Origin of the sequence: Pseudodonghicola sp. (assembly GCF_048268305.1) — a bacterium.
Lineage (GTDB): Bacteria > Pseudomonadota > Alphaproteobacteria > Rhodobacterales > Rhodobacteraceae > Pseudodonghicola.
The window spans coordinates 95,150-114,002 of record NZ_JBLWVT010000002.1 but is presented as its reverse complement, the minus strand read 5'-3'; the positions used below and the strand labels follow the sequence as shown (position 1 = coordinate 114,002).

Below are 18,853 nucleotides of genomic sequence, written 5' to 3'. Positions count from 1 at the left end.
GGCGCCCCCGGCGTCAGGCCGGGGGCGCCGTGGGCGTAATCTCGACCACAACCGCATGGGCGGTGACCTGCGCGCCCGCCGCGACATGCACGGCGGCAACGATGCCCGCGACGGCGGCGGTATGGGTGTGCTCCATCTTCATCGCCTCCAGCACCAGCACCTTCTGCCCGGCCTCGACCTGATCACCGACCGCCACCTCGACCGAGACCACCGATCCGTTCATCGTCGCCCGTACCCGACCGTCGCCCTGCGCGCCGCCGCGCACCGTCGGGGCAAAGCTGAGATCGCGGAAATCAAAGCTGCGCCCGGCACGTCGCAGCGCCGGGGTGTTCGTTTCCGGCAACAGCGCCACTCGCTCGCGGATACCGTCGAACTCGATCAGTGCCGCGTGCCGGTCGCGGTGAAGGACGGTCAGCGCCAGCGGGTCCTGCCCGGTCATGGTGACCTGGCAGGCGCCAGCCCTCAGCGCCCGCACCTGCGGGTCATAGAGGGTGCCATTGCGCTCCAACCGCAGCGGCGTCGGGAAACCATGCGCCAACCCCGTGGTGGGACCAGCCCGCAGCAGCGCCGCCAGGATCATTGCGGCGCGCGCCTCTGCAGGATCGGTTTCCGGCAAGAGGTCATCGCGATTTTCCTCGATGAATCCGGTGGTTGCGGCACCTTCCTGAAACATTGGATGAGCCAGGCAGGCGCCAAGAAAGTCCTGATTGCTGCGCAGGCCCAGCGCCACCGTCCCCTCGATGGCAGAGAGCAGACGCCGCCGCGCCGCCTCGCGATCCGGACCATGGGCGATCAGCTTGGCGATCATCGAATCGTAGAACGGCGGCACCGGGGCACCATCCCTCAGAGCGTGATCGGCGCGAATGCCGGGCGCCGGCGCCCAGCGTTCCATCGCCCCGCTTTGCGGCATGAAGCCGGCCTGCGGATCCTCGGCGCAAAGCCGCACCTCGATCGCGTGACCGGAAAAGGTGACATCCTCCTGCCGCAGCGGCAGCGCCTCGCCGGCGGCAACGCGCAATTGCAGCGCCACCAGATCAAGGCCGGTGATCGCCTCGGTCACCGGGTGTTCGACCTGAAGACGGGTGTTCATCTCCATGAAATAGAAACCGCCGGAGGCATCGAGCAGATATTCGAAAGTCCCCGCCCCCTCGTAGCCGATGGCGCGCACGGCGGCGAGCGAGGCCGCCCCCATCCGCGCCCGCAGATCGGCGTCGACGGCCGGCGACGGCGCCTCTTCGATCAGCTTCTGGTGACGGCGCTGCACCGAACAGTCGCGTTCACCCAGATGGATGGCATTGCCGTGACGGTCGGCCATCACCTGGATTTCCACATGGCGGGGATTGAGGATCGCCTTTTCCAACAGCACCACATCGCTGCCGAAGGCCGATTTCGCCTCGGACTTCGCAGAGCGCAGGGCCTCGGCAAACACCTCCTCCCGCGCGACCAGCCGCATGCCGCGCCCGCCGCCGCCGGCGGTGGCCTTGATCATCACCGGGAAACCGATCCGCCGCGCCTCGGCCAAGAGGGTCTCGGCCCCCTGATCCGCGCCCTGATAGCCGGGCACGCAAGGCACGCCCGCCGCGATCATCAGCGCCTTGGCGCCGGCCTTGTCGCCCATCGCCCGGATCGCCGTGGCCGAGGGGCCGACAAAGACGATGCCGGCTGCCGCGCAAGCCTTGGGGAAGTCAGGATTTTCCGCCAGAAACCCATAGCCCGGGTGGATCGCGTCGGCGCCGGTGGCGCGCGCCGCCGCGATGATCCGGTCGATCCGCAGATAGGACTCCGACGGCGCCGCGCCGCCGATGCAGACGGCCTGATCGGCGGCGCGCGCATGTTCGGCCCCGGCGTCGGCCTCGGAATAGACCGCGACGGTGGCATAACCCATCGCCTTGGCGGTGCGCATGACGCGCAGGGCGATCTCGCCCCGGTTGGCGATCAGCAGCTTGGTGAAAGGGGTGCTCTTGTCCATGGCTCTCGGGTCTCCGGTCTCAGGGGCGCGCGACGGCGAACTGGATGGCATTGGGCTGGCGCGCGGCCTCGTCCCGGGCGACGGCCATCAGTTCGATCAGCAGCTCGCGGGTGTCGCGCGGGTCGATCACCCCGTCGTCCAGCAGGCGCGCCGAGGTATAGGTCGCCCCCATCTGGCTGTTGAAGGTCTCGACGATCTTGGCCTTCATCGCCTCCAACCGCGCCTGGTCGATCTCCTCCCCCATCCGCGCGGCGCGGGCCTCCTGCACCACCGCCATGGTGCCGGCGGCCTGTTCGCCCCCCATCACCGCGGTGCGCGCATTGGGCCAACTGAAACAGAACCGCGGATGGAACCCCCGGCCGCACATGCCGTAATTCCCCGCCCCGAAGGAGGCGCCGCAATAGATGGTGAACTGCGGCACGGTGGCATTGGTCACCGCCTGGATCATCTTGGAGCCGTGCTTGATGATCCCCGCCTCCTCATAGCTGCGCCCGACCATGAAGCCGGTGGTATTGTTGAGGTAGAGAAGCGGCGTGCCGGCCTGACAGCAGCTCTGGATGAAATGGGTGGCCTTGGCGGCGCCATTGGGGTCGATCGGGCCGTTGTTGGTCAGGATGCCGATCGGCCAACCACCGATCCGCGCGGTGCCGCAAACGGTGGCACTGCCATAGCGTTCGCCGAATTCGACGAAATCCGATCCGTCGACGATCCGCGCGATCACCTCGCGCATGTCGACGGGCTGGCGATGATCCATCGGCATGATGCCCAGCAGGTCTTCGGCCGCATAGGCCGGCGGCACCACGTCGCGCGGCGCCTCTGCCGGGCCGTGCCAGTCGATGTTCGAGAGGATGGCGCGGGCCAGGCCGATCGCCTCGCGGTCATCCTCGGCCAGATAATCGCCAAGGCCGGAAATGCCGGTGTGCATCTCCGCCCCGCCCAGATCCTCCTCGGTGGCGATTTCCCCCGTAGCGGCCTTCAACAGCGGCGGGCCGGCCAGAAACGCCCGGGTGCGGCCGCGCACCATGATGATGTAATCCGACAGCCCGGTCTGATAGGCGCCCCCGGCGGTGGAGCTGCCATGCGTCACCGTCAGCACCGGCAGGCCGGCGGCCGAGAACCGCGCCAGATTGCGGAAGATGCTGCCGCCGTGGATGAAATCCTCCACCCGATAGGCCATCAGATTGGCGCCGGCGCTTTCGACCAGCTGGATGAAGGGCAGCTTGTTCTCGAGCGCGATCTCCTGCACGCGGAGCTGTTTTTCCAGCCCCATCGGTTGCAGCGCCCCCGCCGCGATGCCGCTGTCCGAGGCGCTAATCATGCAGCGGATGCCGGCGACATAGCCGATGCCGGCGATCACCCCGCCGCCTGCCACCGATTTCGCCGGGTCCGGATGATCAAGGCCGAAGCCCGCCAGTTTCGACAGCTCGATAAACGGCCGCCCCGGATCGAGCAACAGCGCCACCCGGTCGCGCGGCAACAGTTGATGGCGCGTCTCGAACCGTTCCCGCGCCCGTTCCGAGGCGGCGCGAGTGCGCCCCTCGATCTGCTCCAGCTCGGCCAGCAGCGCCAGCATGCCGGCGCGATTGGTCTGGAAACCTTCGGAGGTTGGGGAAATTGCGCTGTCTATCCGTGCCATGCTCTGTCCGCTTCGGGGTTCGGGGCGGCGCGGGACCATTGTCCCGCGCCCATTCCCGGCACCCTAGCGGTGGCCTGGCGGGCGATCTTGTGCCGGGGCGCTATGACGCCCGGCGCAACACCGCGCCGATCACCTGCAGTTCGCGCGACCCTTCGCGGATCGACCGGGGCTTCAGCCCATAAGTACGGCGGATCGAATGGCTGAAGTGACTGGAATCGGGATAGCCCAGGTCCAGCGCCACCTCGGTCAGAGTGCTGTCCTCGACCGCGTGTTCCAGGAAACGGCGGGCGCGTTTCCACATCCGCATATTGCGGAACGATGCCCCGGCCTCCTCCTTGAACAGATGCAGGAAGCGCGAGGTCGACAGCCCCGCCTGCAGCGCGCAGGCCTCGGCGGAAAGCTCGGCCTCGCCCAGATCGGTTTCAAACAGCGCCAGCGCCCGCTCGATCCGCGGGTCGAGCGGGCGTGTCTCCAGCACCCGGCCCAGCAGCAGCCGATCGAAGGCCGCGGTGTCGAGCCCGCCCTGCGCGCAGAGATCGGACAAGGGCCCGGCGGCGGCGGCCCGGATCCGTGCCATCGCGTCGGCGAGCGTGACGGGGCAGGTGCAGAAGTCCAACAACTGCCGCTGATCCGCAGCCGTCAGCCGCTCGGGCTCGAACAGCAGGCTGAACACCTCGTCACAATCGATTTCCACCTGATGGGCGCAATAGGCCGGCAGGACACAGCACGACAGGCTTTGCCAGGGGCCGGCCTGCATCCGCAGGCGGATCTCCCCCTCCGCCGCGAAATAGAGGGTGATCCCGCCGGGCTTGCGTGGTTTCATTCGCGCGCCCAGCAGGCCGAAATAGAACACCCGGTCACGATTGACGAACATCAGCTTTCCGCTGGACTGTCGCATACGGCCCTCTCCCCCCAGTTTCACACCCTTGCGGGTGGCTCTCCTCTCCAGCAGTGTCGCGACAGCAGGGACAAAGGTCAATTTCCCGATGCGCCGGCCTGCGACAATTTGCGCTTGCCCCGGCGCCCCTGACCTGCGACACAACGCGGACGGCGGCGGTGATCATCCCTGGTGCGATTCTGCGCCGTCCCTTTCCACATCTTTAAAATATCCACAGGTTCCCCGATGCGTGACCCCTTGTTCCGCATGGCGTTGATCCTGGGTCTGCTGTCCGCGGTTGGCCCCTTCGCCATCGACATGTATTTGCCCGCCCTGCCCCAGGTGGCCGAGGATCTCGGCACCACCGAGGCCGGCGCGGCCCTGACTTTGACATCCTATTTCATCGTGTTCGGCTTCGCGCAGATGATCTATGGCCCGATGGCCGACGCGCTTGGCCGCAAGCGGCCGATGATGATCGGCCTGGCGATCTTTCTGGCCGCCACCATTGCCTCGGCGCTGGCCCCCGATCTGAGCTGGCTGATCGCCGCCCGTGGCGCGCAGGGCCTTGGCGCGGCCTCGCTGATGGCGGTGCCGCGCGCGGTGATCCGCGACAAGGCCTCCGGCCCCGAGGCGGCGCGGATGATGGCGGCGGTGATGATCGTGATCTCGATCTCGCCGATGCTGGCACCGATGACCGGGTCGCTGATCCTGCTCTGGGGCGGCTGGCGTGAGATCTTCGCGGTACTGGCCGTGGCCTCGCTGATCAGCCTGTCATTGGTGATCTTCGCCCTGCCCGAGACCCTGGCTACCGAGGATCGCCGCCCGGTGCGACTGGCAGCGATGATCTCCGGCGCCGGCCGGCTGCTGAGCGACCGCCGCTTCATGGGGCTGACCATGGTCGGCGGCTTCGGCATGGCCAGCTTCTTCGTCTTCCTGGCGGCGGCAAGCTTCGTCTATACCCGCGAATTCGGGCTGAGCCCCACCGGCTTCTCCATCGCCTTCGCGGTCAATGCGGTGGGCTTCTTCTCGGCCTCCCAGCTCGCCGGCAAGCTCTGCCAGCGCTACGGCATGGATCGGGTGATCTGGCTGGCGATCAGCGGCTTCCTGGTCACCACGCTGGGGCTCAGCCTGGTGGCCTGGCTCGGCGGCAGCACGCTGGTCGTGGTGGCGGCGGGGCTGTTCCTGGCCAATGCCTGCCTCGGTCTGGTGATCCCCACCGCGGCGGTGATGTCGCTCGACCCGCATCCGGATATCGCCGGGCTCGCCTCCTCGCTCGGCGGCACGCTGCAGATGCTGACCGGCGGGCTGATGATCGCGGTGACCGGGCTGTTTCTGGAGAACACCGCGCTCAGCATGGTGTTGGCGATCGCGCTCTGCGCCGCGCTGGCCTGGCTGTCGGCACTGCTGTCGCGGCCCGATCGCCAACTGGCCTGAACGAAAAGGCCCCCGCGCAAGCGGGGGCCGATCACTGCGCCAGGGCGCCGAGGTCTTAGAGGTTGACCTCGAAAAGACCCGCTGCCCCCATGCCGCCACCGATGCACATGGTGACGACCACATATTTGGCGCCGCGCCGCTTGCCCTCGATCAGCGCATGGCCGACCAGACGGGCGCCGGTCATGCCATAGGGGTGACCGATGGAAATCCCGCCGCCGTTGACGTTGTATTTCTCGGGGTCGATGCCCAGGTGATCGCGGCAATAGAGCGCCTGCACCGCGAAGGCCTCGTTCAGTTCCCAAAGACCGATATCGTCGATCTTCAGCCCGTTCTGTTTCAGCAGCTTCGGAATCGCATAGACCGGGCCGATCCCCATCTCCTCGGGCGCGCAGCCGGCCACCGCCATGCCGCGATAGATCCCCAGCGGCTCCAGCCCGCGCTGCTCGGCCAGCTTGGCCTCCATCAGCACGCAGGCCGACGCGCCGTCGGACAGCTGGCTGGCATTGCCGGCGGTGATGACGCCGCCTTCGATCACCGGCTTCAGCCCGACAAGGCTATCCATCGTGGTCTCGGGACGGTTGCCCTCGTCACGGTCCAGGGTGACCTGCTGTTCGCTGATCTCGCCAGTGGCCTTGTCCTTGACCATCATGGTGGTGGTGAAGGGAACGATCTCATCATCCAACTTGCCGGCAGCCTGGGCCGCCGCGGTCCGCTGTTGCGAGATCAGCGCATATTCATCCTGCGCGTCGCGGCTGATATTATAGACCTTCGCCACATTCTCGGCGGTGAAGAGCATCGGCATATAGGCGTGCTTGGCATGGGCCAGCACGTTGGGATCAACGGTATCGCGCACCCAGGCGGTATACTGATCCTGCACCGCCGAGATGTTTTCCTGACCGCCAGCGGCGACCACATCCATGCCGTCGACCATCACCTGTTTGGCAGCGGTGGCGATCGCCATCAGGCCCGAGGCGCATTGCCGGTCCATCGTCTGGCCCGAGACCGTCACCGGGAAACCGGCGGCGAAGGCGGCGTTGCGCGCCAGATTCATGCCAGCGGTGCCCGCGGCCAGAACCGTGCCCATCACCACATCCTCGATCTCGGCCGGATCGATTTTGGCCCGTTCGACAGCGGCCTTCAGCACATGGCCGGCCAGCGTCGGCGACTTGGTGGCGTTCAGCGCACCGCGATAGGCCTTGCCGATGCCGGTGCGGGCGGTGCTGACGATGACTGCTTCTCTCATTTAATTCTCCTCCGGAAACACGAACAGGGCGCGACACCGGGGCGGCGCCCGCCACTCGGCGTCACCATCCTCAGGCCGGGGCACCCTGTCCAGTGGCCGCGGGAATGACGGTGCGTCCCGCCTCTCCTGCGGCAAAGCGCAGGTCGGACCCTGATCGGCGCAGGATATCCGCGATCGCGCTCAGCTGCTGCGCCAAGGGCGTCGTCTTGCGCCAAATCATGCCGATGGTGCGGCTGGGCTGCACCCCCTCGAAGCGCGCGATCGAGACATTGGCCGATCGGGTTTCGACCGCCACGGCCATTTCCGGGATCAAGGTCACCCCGATCCCCGCCCCCACCATCTGCACCAGGGTGGAGAGCGAGGAGCCATCGAGGATCTCCCGCGGCCGGTTCGCCTGCATCTCGCAGAAGGACAGCGCCTGGTCGCGGAAGCAATGCCCCTCCTCCAGCAACAGCAGGCGCATTTCGCGCAACCGCTCGCGGCTCGGCACCGGCTTGCCGGCATCCTCTCCCGGGCGCACCAGCACGAAATCCTCGGAAAACAGCGCCACCTCCTCCAACCCGGGTTCCGACACCGGCAGCGCCACGATGGCGGTATCGAGCCGCCCGTCGGTCAGCTCCTCGATCAGCCGGGGCGTGATCGTCTCGCGCAGCCGGATGTCGAGCCCCGGATAGGCCCGGCCCAGGTCGCCGACGATGCGGGGCAAGAGATAGGGCGCGACAGTGGGAATCACCCCGATCCTGAGCCGCCCCGACAGCGACCCGCGCGAGGCGCGGGCGAGATCGCCCAGTTCATCAACCGATCTGAGAATCTCCCGCACCCGTTCGGCGAAGACCTCGCCAAAGCCGGTCAGCCGCACCTGACGCGGCCCGCGTTCGAACAGCGCGACGCCGAGGGATTCCTCCAATTCCTTGATCTGAACCGACAAAGCCGGCTGGGAAATCGCCACCGCCTCGGCAGCGCGACCGAAATGCCCATGCTGGGCGAGCGCCTCGAAATAGCGCAACTGGCGGAATGTCAGATTTGTCATAACTTCAAACTATCATGACGATCAGTTTATACAACTTAATCCAATCCATCTTCTCTGTTACCGTCTTTCCAGACGAGGAGGAGGATGACACCCCGACCGAGAAGGCCCCGCAAGGGTCACCCAAGGTCGGGCCTCGTAGCAGCGCAGGTCGGCACAGCCCCGTCAGGGGAAGGGTTTGTCGTGTCCGCACTGCCCTCCTCCCGCTCTCGCAGCGCACGCAACGACCAAAGCCACGATAGGAGATCGAAATGGACGGAAACGACGCAGCCCCGACCGGCAAATGCCCGGTGATGCACGGCGCCAATACCGAGGTGAAGGCCTCGGTCATGGATTGGTGGCCGAACGCGCTGAACCTCGACATCCTGCATCAGCATGATAGCAAGACCAACCCGATGGGTCCGGATTTCGACTATCGCGAGGCGCTCAAGACGCTGGATGTCGAGGCGCTGAAGAAAGACCTCCACGCGCTGATGACCGACAGCCAGGACTGGTGGCCGGCCGACTGGGGTCACTACGGCGGGCTGATGATCCGCATGGCCTGGCACGCGGCGGGCAGCTATCGCACCGCCGACGGTCGGGGCGGCGCCGGCACCGGCAACCAGCGCTTCGCACCGCTGAACTCCTGGCCCGACAACGTCAGCCTCGACAAGGCCCGTCGCCTGCTCTGGCCGATCAAGAGGAAATACGGCAATGCGATCTCCTGGGCCGATCTGATCATCCTCGCCGGCACCATCGCCTATGAGAGCATGGGGCTGAAGACCTTCGGCTTCGGCTTTGGCCGCAAGGACATCTGGGCGCCCGAGATCGACACCTATTGGGGCGCCGAGAAGGAATGGCTGGCGCCGTCGGACGAGCGTTACAGCGACGTCGACAAGCCCGAGACGATGGAAAACCCGCTCGCCGCGGTGCAGATGGGGCTGATCTACGTCAACCCCGAGGGGGTGAACGGCAAGCCCGACCCGCTGAAGACCGCGGCCCAGGTGCGCGAGACCTTCGCGCGGATGGCGATGAATGACGAGGAAACCGCGGCGCTGACCGCTGGCGGCCATACCGTCGGCAAGACCCACGGCAACGGCGATGCCGCCGCACTCGGCGCCGCTCCCGAGGCGGCCGAGATCGAGATGCAGGGCCTCGGCTGGGCCAACCCGAACCAGAAGGGCAAGGCCGCCAATGCGGTGACCTCGGGGCTGGAAGGCGCCTGGACCACCCACCCCACCCGGTTCGACATGGGCTTCTTCGACATGCTCTTCGGCCATGAGTGGGAGCTGAAGAAATCCCCTGCCGGCGCCTGGCAGTGGGAACCGGTGGAAATCAAGGAAGAGGACAAGCCGCTCGACGCCTCCGATCCCGGCAAGCGCCACAATCCGATGATGACGGATGCCGACATGGCGATGAAGATGGACCCGACCTATCGCGCCATCTGCGAGAAATTCATCGCCGATCCGGAGTATTTCCGCGACACCTTCGCCCGCGCCTGGTTCAAGCTGACCCACCGCGACATGGGGCCGAAGGCGCGCTATGTCGGCCCCGACGTGCCGGCCGAGGATCTGATCTGGCAGGATCCGATCCCGCAGGGCCCGACCAACTATGACATCGGCGGGCTGAAATCCAAGATCGCGGCCTCGGGCCTGTCGGTCGCCGATATGGTGGCAACCGCCTGGGACAGCGCCCGGACCTATCGTGGGTCGGACATGCGGGGCGGCGCCAATGGCGCGCGGATCCGGCTGGCGCCGCAAAAGGACTGGGTCGGCAACGAACCCGAACGTCTGGCGCGTGTCCTTGCGGTGCTGGAACCGCTGGCGGCAGAGGTGGGGGCGAGCCTTGCCGACACCATCGTGCTGGCCGGCAACCTCGGCGTCGAACAGGCCGCGAAGGCGGCGGGCGTTGATCTGACCCTGCCCTTCGCGCCCGGTCGCGGCGATGCGAGCGACGCGCAGACCGATGCCGACAGCTTCGCGCCGCTGGAACCGATCGCGGATGGCTTCCGCAACTGGTTGAAGGCCGATTACGTCGTCAGCCCGGAAGAGCTGTTGCTGGATCGCGCCCAGTTGATGGGGCTGACCGCGCCGGAGATGGTGGTACTGATGGGCGGCATGCGCGCCATGGGCACCAACCACGGCGGCACCGCGCATGGGGTCTTCACCGACCGGGTGGGCGCGCTGACCCCCGATTTCTTCGTCAATCTGACCGATATGGCGAATGAATGGAAATCGGCCGGCAACGGCGTCTATGACATCCGCGACCGCAAGACCGGCGCGGTGAAATGGAGCGCCACCCGCGTCGATCTGGTGTTCGGCTCGAACTCGATCCTGCGCGCCTATGCCGAGGTCTATGCCCAGAACGACAACGCCGGCAAGTTCGTCAAGGATTTCGCCGCCGCCTGGACCAAGGTGATGACCGCCGACCGCTTCGATCTGGCGTGACCCCTTCCTGAAACGAAGCGCGGCGCCCTCCGATCCCGGGGGGCGCCGCCTTGCTGTTCCGAAGGCCGTCCCTTCGGGGGGCCGAGTGTTTACCAGCCCATCGCCTTGCGCAGCATGTTCAGCGCCACCAGGATCAGGAAGACGGCGAAGACGCGTTTCAACGGCTTCGGATCCATCGCATGGGCGATCTTGACACCCAGGGGTGCCGTCAGCGTCGTCATCGCGATCACCACCAGGAAGGTCGGAATGTTCACCGCCCCGACCGAATAGGGCAGCTGCGCCGCCGCATCGACCGGCATCAGCATGAAGCCCAGGACCGAGGGCACCGCGATGATCACGCCAAAGCCCGCAGCCGTGGCCACGGCGCGGTGGATCGGGATGCCGTGCAGGCTCATCAACGGGACACCGAAGCTGCCACCGCCGATCCCCATCAAGACCGACAGAAAGCCCACGATCGGCGACAGGATGGCGCGTTTGATGCCCTTGGGCATCTCGTCCCCCAACCGCCATTCGGCCTTGCCCAGCGCCATGTAGAGACCGATCAGCAGCCCGACGACACCGAACAGCGCCTGCAGCGCGCTCGACCGCAATTGCGAGGCGACCAGAACGCCGATCACCGCGCCCACCACGATCCCCGGCCCCCAGCCGCGCAGGATCGCCCAATCGACCGCCCCCTTGCGATTGTGGCTGAGCACCGAACGCATCGAGGTGACGATGATCGTCGCCAGCGAGGTTGCCAGGCAGACCTGCATCAGTTGCGGCCCACCGTAACCCAGCGTCTGGAAGGCATAGAAGAACGACGGCACCAGGACGATGCCACCTCCCACGCCGAGAAGCCCGGCCAGAACCCCGGCCAGGGCACCAATCGCCAGCAACAGCACCAGCATCTGCAACAACAGCGTCGTATCGGGCATTCGCTCTCTCCGATTGGGAATTTGCGCGGGGCTTACACCCCGGCAGGAAGAGAGACCAGAACCGTTGGCGGTAACACCTCAGCTCGCCGGCTCGGCTGCCCGAATATGCGTCAAAGCCTCTTCCACCAGCTCGGGACCGGCGCCGGGCCGGTTGGCGCCTTCTGACAGGATCCGCCGCCAGCCCCGCGCTCCGGGGCGCCCGGCGAAGAGGCCAAGCATATGGCGGGTGATCTGATGCAGCCGACCGCCGGCGGTCAGGTGGGCCTCGATATAGGGCAGCATGGCGCGGGCGGCTTGATCGGGCGCGCTGAAGGGCGCGCCCTCGGCGCCGAAGATGCGCGTGTCGGCCGCGGCCAGGATATCCCAGGGCTGGTGATAGGCGGCGCGTCCGATCATCACCCCGTCGAAACCCGCAGCGAGAAAGGCCTGCGCCTGATCGAGCGTCTCGACCCCGCCGTTCACCGAAATGTGGAGATCGGGAAACGCCGTCTTCATCCTGAGCGCCAGATCGTAATCGAGCGGCGGGATATCCCGGTTCTCCTTCGGGCTGAGCCCCTTCAGCCAGGCCTTGCGGGCATGGATGGTGAAGCGCCGACACCCCGCCGCCGCGACGCGGGCCAGGAAATCGGGCAGCACCTGTTCAGGCAACTGATCGTCGACGCCGATCCGGCATTTCACCGTCACCTCGCAGGAGACCGCATCCTGCATCGCCTTGACGCAATCGGCGACCAGATCGGGCTCGGTCATCAGGATGGCGCCGAAGGTCCCCGACTGCACCCGATCCGAGGGGCAGCCACAATTGAGATCGATCTGATCATAGCCCGCCACCGCACCGAGCCGGGCCGCCGCCGCCAGCTCTGCCGGGTCGGAGCCGCCAAGCTGCAGAGCGACCGGATGCTCCTCGGGACTGTAATCGAGCAGATGCAGCGCCCCGCCACGCACCAGCGCGGGGGCGGTCACCATCTCGGTATAAAGCAAGGTCCGGTGCGACAGCAGACGATGGAAATACCGGCAATGCCGGTCGGTCCAGTCCATCATCGGGGCGACGGACAGGCGGGCGGCCGTTGACGGAGATTGTTCTTTAATTTTTTCAGCCACTTCTAAGAACCCCACCTTCGTCTTGTTCCCGCCTGTTCTGTGCCAGATACGTCGATTTCGACGCTGAACTTGGCACAATGTACCAAATAGGATTCCCATGTACCAAGTCAGGAGGCCGCCATGGGCTCGATCACCACACGCAAATGCAAGGATGGCAGCAGCAGAAACCTTGCGCGCGTGCGAGTGATGCGAGGAGGAACTTCCTATCATGAGACGAAGGCCTTTGACAGATGCCCCACCCCGACCACCTGGATAAAGAAGCGTGGGAAAGAACGTGCCAGGCCCTGGTGCGCTGGAGAAGCTCTGCCCCGCCGATCCGGGTCTGATCCTGAATGATCGCGCGCCCGGCTTCGGGCATTGTTGCGAGACCATGCCGCGCCAGTGCGGACAAAAGCGTCGTCTTGCCCGATCCCGGGCCGCCGGTAATGACGAAAAGTCGGTCGTTCATCGTAATCCTGCTGGAAAGAAACCTGCATTCAGCCTGTCGGAAAGACGATCCGCCCCGGAGCATCCTTGGGCAGTCGACCGGAAAGCAACCATGCGGCGGCAAGCGGCCAGAGCGTCTGTTCGAAACGGGCGTGGAAGAATGCGAAATGCCCGATCTCGGGCACCGCGATATCCGAGGGCGCGATCCGCAGATGGGTTCGATCCGCCCCAGAATAGTAGTCGAGCAATCGCTGCCCCGCAGCTTCGGTGCAGAACGGGTCATCTGTCAACCCGATGGCCAGGAGCTGCGCCCGGGTGGCGCCATGACGCGCTGCAAGGTCTGCCCGGTCCAAAGCCGAGCAGACACTCGTCTCGAACCGCGGCCCCATCCGGCTCCAGTCGCGCACCACGCCGCGCAGCACATCCTCGAGCCATCCAAGCCGTGCCCCGGGAAAATAGCCGGAGAGCCGCGTCACGGCTGGCATGAAGAGATGCCATTTCAGATACATCGCCCGCCGCTGGCGGGGATCGTAATCGCGCCAGTAGGCGAATTGCGCGCCAACCGTCACGATCCGGTCAAGCCGATCCGAGCTGCGCGCCAACCCCAAGGCGAAGCCGCCGATTGAATGGCCCACGGCGCAGAGCGGACGATCCGGCCAGTGCCTGCCAGCATAGGCAAGCACCGCCTCGGCATCGAGGACACCCCAATCGACCCATCCCGCCTGCAAATCCTTCACCGGCGTGGAGCGGGACTCACCACTCCCCCGATAATCGAAGGTCAGGACCGTCGCCCCCTGCCCGGACAGCCAGGCTGCGAACCGTGCGTAATAGCGCGCCTGAACCGCCGTGGCGGCATGGATCGCGACGACAGGGCCGGTGTCTGCATGCCAGATCCCGCCCCGGATCGGATAGCCGTCATCGGCCGCCACCTCGAAGCGTTCGGCGGGCCTCGCCGAGGCGGGCCTTTCGGGGGCGCTGTTGCGAGGGAGGCTCGTCCTGTCTCCGACGATAGAGGGTTGGTGTCCACAGGCGTTTCCGGTCCGACAATTCTATAGGAGCTTCACCCGGAACCGGAATTCAGCCGAATGAGCTTTGCTAAGGACAAGCTGAAGGAATTTCAATTGCGGGACCGCCCCGATTGGCGCTCTCTTCTCTCAGGAGGGGATAGAATGACCCAGGATCACACGCCACGCAGCCCCGTCGTCAGACTCGACGATCTGGACCTGTTGCCACAGAGCTATGGCACCCGCTTTCATGCCGCCACGGCGGCCATCGCCGCGCCACTAGGTGCGACGCATCTGGGGGCGCGGCTGGTGGAGGTTCCGCCCGGCAAAGCGGCCTGGCCCTTCCATGCTCATCACGCCAATGACGAGATGTTCGTCATACTCTCGGGCACCGGCGAGCTGCGGTTCGGCCCCGACCGGTACCCGGTCGCAGCCGGCATGGTGGCGGTCTGCGCCGCCGGCGGCGCCGAAACGGCCCATCAGCTGATCGCAACGGGCGCCGCCCCCCTGCGATATGTCGCGGTCAGCACCATGCGAGAGCCTGATGTGATGGCCTATCCCGACAGCGGCAAGCTGACAGTCTTCGCGGGCGCCGCGCCCGGCGGTGACAAGGCAAAGCGTCGGGTTGCCGCCTCCTTCCGGGCTTCCGATGCGGTCGATTACTGGGAGGGCGAAGAGGCATGAGCCCGATAGAGTTCTGGTTCGACTTCTCGTCCGGCTACGCCTTCTTCGCCGCGCAGCGGATTGAGGCCATCGCGGCAGACCTGGGCCGGACCGTGCTCTGGCGACCCTACATGCTGGGCACCGCTTACAAGGTGACAGGGGCCCGCGGATTGTCATCGACGCCGCTGAAACGCGACTATGCGCGGCGCGACTGGGCGCGGATCGCACGGCACCAGGGCCTGACCTTCCAGCTGCCCGCCGACCACCCCCATGTCGCCCTGGCGGCGACGCGCGCCTTCTATTGGATTGAAACGCAGCACCCTGAACTTGCTGCCGCCTTCGCGAAGAGGGTCTTCACCTTGTATTTCAACGACAGTCTCGACACCGCCTCACCCGAAGCCGTCTCGATGCTCGCCCCAGAGTTCGATCTCAAACCCGGCGCCCTTCTGACCGGCATCGCCGACCCTGCCCTGAAAGAAAAAGTACGGAGGATCGGCGAAGATGCGGTGGCCCGGGGCGTCTTCGGATCTCCCTTCTTCATCGTCGATGAAGAGCCATTCTGGGGCTGGGACCGCATGGAGATGATGGCAGAGTGGGTCAGGACCGACGGATGGTGAACGTACCGACGATCCGGCCCCTGACGGCGGAAGATGCCACGCGCCTGGCCGATCTGATGACCGCCTATCGGATGGCCATGGGCGGACCGGTTGAGCCCATGACGATGGAACAGGCCACGCTCCTGATCGAGCGCGCCGCGCGCGATCCCGAACTGCTGCTGCTCGGGGCGGACTGCGACGGTGCGCTGTCCGGCTTCGCCCTCGCCTTCGACCTGCCCGAGATCATCTCGGGAGGCCGCGCCGGTCAGCTCGATGACCTTTTCGTCATGCCCGAGGCCCGGGGAAGCGGCCTCGCCCGCGCCCTGATCGGTCAACTGACCGAGATCGGCACCGCGCGCGGCTGGACCCATCTGCGCTGGCTGGTGCCGCAGGACAACCTCACGGCGAAACGGCTTTATCGGTCGATCGCCGCGCCGGCGCCCTGGGACAGTTTCCAGATCGAATTGAACCGAAGCGGCTCAGGCTAGGTCGATCCGATAGCGCTTGGCCGGATCAAGAGCAGCAATCCGGTCATAGAGGCGCTGCGCGGCAAGGTTGTCGACGCCGGTTTCCCATTCGATGCGGCGCCAGCCCTGCGCGCGTCCCTCCTGAACCAGTCGCTCGACAAGCCGTTCCGCCAGCCCCTGACGGCGCGCGAAAGGCGCGATCCAGAGATCTTCGAGGATCCCGACTTCGGCAGTGCTGAAGCTGTGCTGGCGAAGGACCACATGCGCCAGCCCGGCGGCCCGCCCCTGTTGGAAAACCAGCCAGCCGAGAAGCGGCGCAGCTTGATCCATGAGCCGCTGCCAGATGACGGGCATGTCCGCTCGGGCACGATCCGGCGCCGCGAAATGGTCCAGGTTCTCTTGCCAGAGGTCTTCCCATGCCACGCGGTCGTTTTTCTCAAGTCGCCGGATTTCGACCGCAGCCGCTTCAATACGGTTCATTCAATCCGCTCCCGACTCCAGTAGCCTTTGCGCGAGGGTCCTTTCCCCGGCCGAGGCCTCGATCATCCAGCGGCTCAGGTTGCGCACGCGACGGTCCCTGGCCAGCGCCTCGGGATAGACGAGGAAGTAGCCTCCGCCCGTATGAGCCCAGTGTGGAAAGAGCTGCGTCAACCGCCCAGCTCCGACATCGAAGGCGGCGATTTCCACGCCCGCCAGAGCCACCCCTGCCCCGTCCATGGCCGCGCGCAGTGCGAGCCCGGCGGAATCGACCATCATCACCGCCGCAGGCCGGATCGGCCCGCCCGGCAACGTCGCATTCCATCGCGCGTAGTTCTCTTTCCGATGCTGCGACAGAAACAGGGTCATGCCCGATATCCGCGCCCGCATTTCGTCGGGGTCATCCTTGCCCATGGGCGGCGCGCCGAACAGGCTCACGGTTTCTTCGAACAGTAGGTCCGCCTGCAACCCATCCCATTGGCCCTGCCCGTGCCGGACCGCCGCATCGGCCACTCCGGCAGACAGGTCCACAGCCTCCTGTGTCGTGGATATCAGCAGATCGAAACCGTTGCGCTCGAACGGGTAGCGCGTCAGCCGGGGCGAGAACCAATGGGCCGCGAAGGTCGGCAGCATCGACAGGCGCAGGGGGCCCGCGTTGCGATCCTGTCTGAGACCGCCGACCGCTTCGATGATCCGGGAAAACCCCTCGCTCAGATCGGGCGCCAGTCTCGCTCCGGCCTCGGTCAGTTCGAGCGCCGGACCGACCCGTCGCATCAATGTCAGGCCTAGCGCATCCTCAAGCCCGCGCAACTGGTGGCTGACGGCCGATGGCGTGACGCCAAGTTCCAGCGCCGCGTCCTTGATCGAGAGATGGCGCGCCGCAGCCTCGAAGGCTCGCAGGGCGTTCAGGGGCACATTCAGCCGAAAGGGGACTTGTTTATCCATAGATCCTCACAAACCGACTATCGCCGATAACCGGCACCACGCGAAGGGCGCTTTCTCATCAGCGCCTGAAAACTGCTCACTCGCCTGCCCCGCTTTTGAGCCTGAAGATCGGCCCACCATCCGCGAACTGGGAAATCCCGAATGCTGACCGAAGCCGTGAAGGCCCCGCTCGTCGATACGGCGAGTCCCGTCTGGTTCGACGGGACGCTTCTGCCGTCCGGTGAGGCGAGGCTGCATGTTCTGACGCACTCTCTGCAGAACAGCGGCGCGGTCTTCGAAGGTATCCGCGCCTATGACGGCCGCCTGTTTCTGGGCAAGGAGCATTTCCGGTGCCTGCAGCGCTCGGCCGAACTTCTCGGCTACACGCTGCCATGGCTGGTCGATGATCTTCAGGCCACAGCCGAGGCCGTGCTTTGGGCTGGCGGATTGCGGGGTTCCGCCGATCGCCTGGCGCGGCAGCGAAAGCGTCACCGTTTCGGCACAGGGGTGCCGGTTCCATACCGCCATCGCGGCCTGGGACTGGCCAGTGGAGACCGCCCTTGGAGACGGGACCGGCGGATTGCGCCTGGTTCTCTCGGATTGGCGGCGCCCCGCGCCCGATACGGCGCCGACGGCGTCGAAATGCTCGGGGCTCTACATGACCGGAACCTTGTCGCGGGCCGCGGCCGCTCGTAGCGGACATGACGATGCCCTCATGCTGGATATGGCAGGCCATGTCGCCGAAACCACGGTGACGAACATCGTCCTCGTCCGGGACGGGAGGCTTCTGTCTCCCCTTCCCACATGCTTTCTCGACAGCCTGACCAAGCGCCATGTCTTCGACCTTGCGCGTGGTCTCGACCCGGGCTCACGCGTAGTGCCAGACCAGCAACAGGCCGAGGCAGACGATGGCGGCGCGCAGAAGGTGCGGCTTCACCCGGCGCGCCAGCCGGCCACCGATGACACCCCCCGCCGCCGCCCCCAGAAAGACCAGGGCAGCCGGCCCCCAGGCCACCGCGCCGCCAAAGGCGAAGATCAGGACGGCGATACTGGTCGCGAGCGTCGCCAAGGCATTCTTGACCACGTTCAGCCGCTTCAGATCGTCGTCCCCCGTCACGGTCAGCAGCGCCAGCAGCAGCACCCCCAGCCCTGCCCCAAAGTAGCCGCCATAGAGGGCAACGACCCCCTCGGCGCAGACGGCAAGGACGGGGCCGATCGACACCCCGCGGCGGGCGAGCCAGCGGTTGAGCATGGGGCCCGCCGCAAACACCAGCGTCGCGAAGAGCAGCAGCCAGGGGACCAGCTGCCGAAACAGCGCATCTCCTGACACCAGCAACAGCCCGGCCCCGACCGCCGAGGCCAGCGCGAACACCGCAACCCGCCCGGGCCGCGCGATCAGTTCCTGCCGCAGCACCGCGCCTTCACCGATCAGGCTGGCCGCATGGCCGGGCCAGATCGCCACTGCGCTGGTCGCCCCCGCCGTCACCGGCGGCAGCCCCACGGCCAGCAGCGCCGGGAAGGTGAAGAACGTGCCTCCGCCCGCGATCGCATTGCACAGCCCGCCGAGCAGCCCCGCGCCCGCGAGCAGCGCCATTGTCGTTATATCCATCCGGTCCTCCGCTCCGCCTCCACGCGATCCTGACGGAGGGGCTGGAAAAATGTGTCGCCCCGG

The 18,853-nt window shown here is 66.4% G+C and carries 16 protein-coding genes and 2 pseudogenes; 6 read left to right on the top strand and 12 right to left on the bottom strand.

Going from position 1 to position 18,853, the window contains the following annotated elements; genetic code table 11:
- Positions 1-13: 13 nt before the first annotated feature.
- From ACN0V4_RS03650 to ACN0V4_RS03640, 3 genes are all read right to left on the bottom strand, one after another.
- Positions 14-1,969, bottom strand: coding sequence for an acetyl/propionyl/methylcrotonyl-CoA carboxylase subunit alpha (locus tag ACN0V4_RS03650; protein WP_417673169.1), 1,956 nt, complete (start codon positions 1,967-1,969; stop codon positions 14-16).
- A 19-nt stretch (positions 1,970-1,988) separates the two neighbouring features.
- Positions 1,989-3,605, bottom strand: a complete 1,617-nt coding sequence (locus ACN0V4_RS03645) for an acyl-CoA carboxylase subunit beta (protein ID WP_417673168.1) — start codon at positions 3,603-3,605, stop codon at positions 1,989-1,991.
- A 100-nt stretch (positions 3,606-3,705) separates the two neighbouring features.
- Positions 3,706-4,503 (bottom strand): helix-turn-helix transcriptional regulator, encoded by a 798-nt coding sequence (locus tag ACN0V4_RS03640; RefSeq protein ID WP_417673167.1) that lies wholly within the window; start codon positions 4,501-4,503, stop codon positions 3,706-3,708.
- A 225-nt stretch (positions 4,504-4,728) separates the two neighbouring features.
- Here ACN0V4_RS03640 and ACN0V4_RS03635 point away from each other — a divergent pair, with 225 nt between their 5' ends.
- The gene (locus ACN0V4_RS03635; protein ID WP_417673166.1) at positions 4,729-5,916 is read left to right on the top strand and encodes a multidrug effflux MFS transporter; all 1,188 of its coding nucleotides are present in this window, start codon (positions 4,729-4,731) and stop codon (positions 5,914-5,916) included.
- Between the two features lie 55 nt (positions 5,917-5,971).
- Here the strand turns inward: ACN0V4_RS03635 and ACN0V4_RS03630 are convergent, their stop codons facing one another.
- A complete protein-coding gene (locus ACN0V4_RS03630; protein WP_417673165.1) occupies positions 5,972-7,159 on the bottom strand; it encodes an acetyl-CoA C-acyltransferase in 1,188 nt (395 codons plus the stop codon).
- Positions 7,160-7,229: 70 nt separating this feature from the next.
- Positions 7,230-8,189: a LysR substrate-binding domain-containing protein gene (locus tag ACN0V4_RS03625; RefSeq protein ID WP_417673164.1), complete on the bottom strand. Its 960-nt coding sequence runs from the start codon at positions 8,187-8,189 to the stop codon at positions 7,230-7,232.
- A gap of 248 nt (positions 8,190-8,437) precedes the next feature.
- Between ACN0V4_RS03625 and katG the strand changes: the two genes are divergently transcribed.
- Positions 8,438-10,612: a catalase/peroxidase HPI gene (gene katG / locus ACN0V4_RS03620; protein ID WP_417673163.1), complete on the top strand. Its 2,175-nt coding sequence runs from the start codon at positions 8,438-8,440 to the stop codon at positions 10,610-10,612.
- An 89-nt stretch (positions 10,613-10,701) separates the two neighbouring features.
- Here katG and ACN0V4_RS03615 read toward each other — a convergent pair whose 3' ends face one another.
- From ACN0V4_RS03615 to ACN0V4_RS03600, 4 genes and pseudogenes are all read right to left on the bottom strand, one after another.
- Positions 10,702-11,526: a sulfite exporter TauE/SafE family protein gene (locus tag ACN0V4_RS03615; protein WP_417673162.1), complete on the bottom strand. Its 825-nt coding sequence runs from the start codon at positions 11,524-11,526 to the stop codon at positions 10,702-10,704.
- A gap of 78 nt (positions 11,527-11,604) precedes the next feature.
- Positions 11,605-12,624, bottom strand: a complete 1,020-nt coding sequence (gene dusA / locus ACN0V4_RS03610; protein WP_417673161.1) for a tRNA dihydrouridine(20/20a) synthase DusA — start codon at positions 12,622-12,624, stop codon at positions 11,605-11,607.
- A gap of 274 nt (positions 12,625-12,898) precedes the next feature.
- Positions 12,899-13,072: pseudogene (locus tag ACN0V4_RS03605) on the bottom strand (AAA family ATPase); the annotation flags it as partial.
- Between the two features lie 28 nt (positions 13,073-13,100).
- Positions 13,101-13,979 carry an alpha/beta fold hydrolase gene (locus tag ACN0V4_RS03600; protein WP_417673160.1) on the bottom strand — a complete coding sequence of 293 codons (879 nt, stop codon included), beginning with the start codon at positions 13,977-13,979 and terminating at the stop codon, positions 13,101-13,103.
- A 240-nt stretch (positions 13,980-14,219) separates the two neighbouring features.
- Between ACN0V4_RS03600 and ACN0V4_RS03595 the strand changes: the two genes are divergently transcribed.
- From ACN0V4_RS03595 to ACN0V4_RS03585, 3 genes are read left to right on the top strand one after another with little or no spacing between them, the layout of a single operon-like run.
- Positions 14,220-14,738, top strand: coding sequence for a cupin domain-containing protein (locus tag ACN0V4_RS03595; RefSeq protein WP_417673159.1), 519 nt, complete (start codon positions 14,220-14,222; stop codon positions 14,736-14,738).
- Positions 14,735-15,334 carry a 2-hydroxychromene-2-carboxylate isomerase gene (locus tag ACN0V4_RS03590; RefSeq protein WP_417673158.1) on the top strand — a complete coding sequence of 200 codons (600 nt, stop codon included), beginning with the start codon at positions 14,735-14,737 and terminating at the stop codon, positions 15,332-15,334. The genes ACN0V4_RS03595 and ACN0V4_RS03590 overlap by 4 nt, the downstream gene beginning before the upstream one ends.
- Positions 15,328-15,801 carry a GNAT family N-acetyltransferase gene (locus tag ACN0V4_RS03585; RefSeq protein WP_417673157.1) on the top strand — a complete coding sequence of 158 codons (474 nt, stop codon included), beginning with the start codon at positions 15,328-15,330 and terminating at the stop codon, positions 15,799-15,801. The genes ACN0V4_RS03590 and ACN0V4_RS03585 overlap by 7 nt, the downstream gene beginning before the upstream one ends.
- Here ACN0V4_RS03585 and ACN0V4_RS03580 read toward each other — a convergent pair.
- Together ACN0V4_RS03580 and ACN0V4_RS03575 are read right to left on the bottom strand one after the other, a co-directional pair.
- Positions 15,793-16,260 carry a GNAT family N-acetyltransferase gene (locus ACN0V4_RS03580; protein WP_417673156.1) on the bottom strand — a complete coding sequence of 156 codons (468 nt, stop codon included), beginning with the start codon at positions 16,258-16,260 and terminating at the stop codon, positions 15,793-15,795. The genes ACN0V4_RS03585 and ACN0V4_RS03580 overlap by 9 nt on opposite strands.
- Positions 16,261-17,202 carry a LysR substrate-binding domain-containing protein gene (locus ACN0V4_RS03575; RefSeq protein ID WP_417673155.1) on the bottom strand — a complete coding sequence of 314 codons (942 nt, stop codon included), beginning with the start codon at positions 17,200-17,202 and terminating at the stop codon, positions 16,261-16,263. It abuts the gene before it with no gap.
- 292 nt (positions 17,203-17,494) lie between these two features.
- On the opposite strand from ACN0V4_RS03575, the pseudogene ACN0V4_RS03570 reads away from it, so the two are divergent.
- Positions 17,495-17,980, top strand: a pseudogene (locus ACN0V4_RS03570) (aminotransferase class IV); the annotation flags it as partial.
- Positions 17,981-18,049: 69 nt separating this feature from the next.
- Here ACN0V4_RS03570 and ACN0V4_RS03565 read toward each other — a convergent pair.
- On the bottom strand, positions 18,050-18,790 hold the full coding sequence (locus ACN0V4_RS03565; RefSeq protein ID WP_417673154.1) for a sulfite exporter TauE/SafE family protein: 741 nt from the start codon (positions 18,788-18,790) through the stop codon (positions 18,050-18,052).
- Positions 18,791-18,853 lie beyond the last annotated feature (63 nt).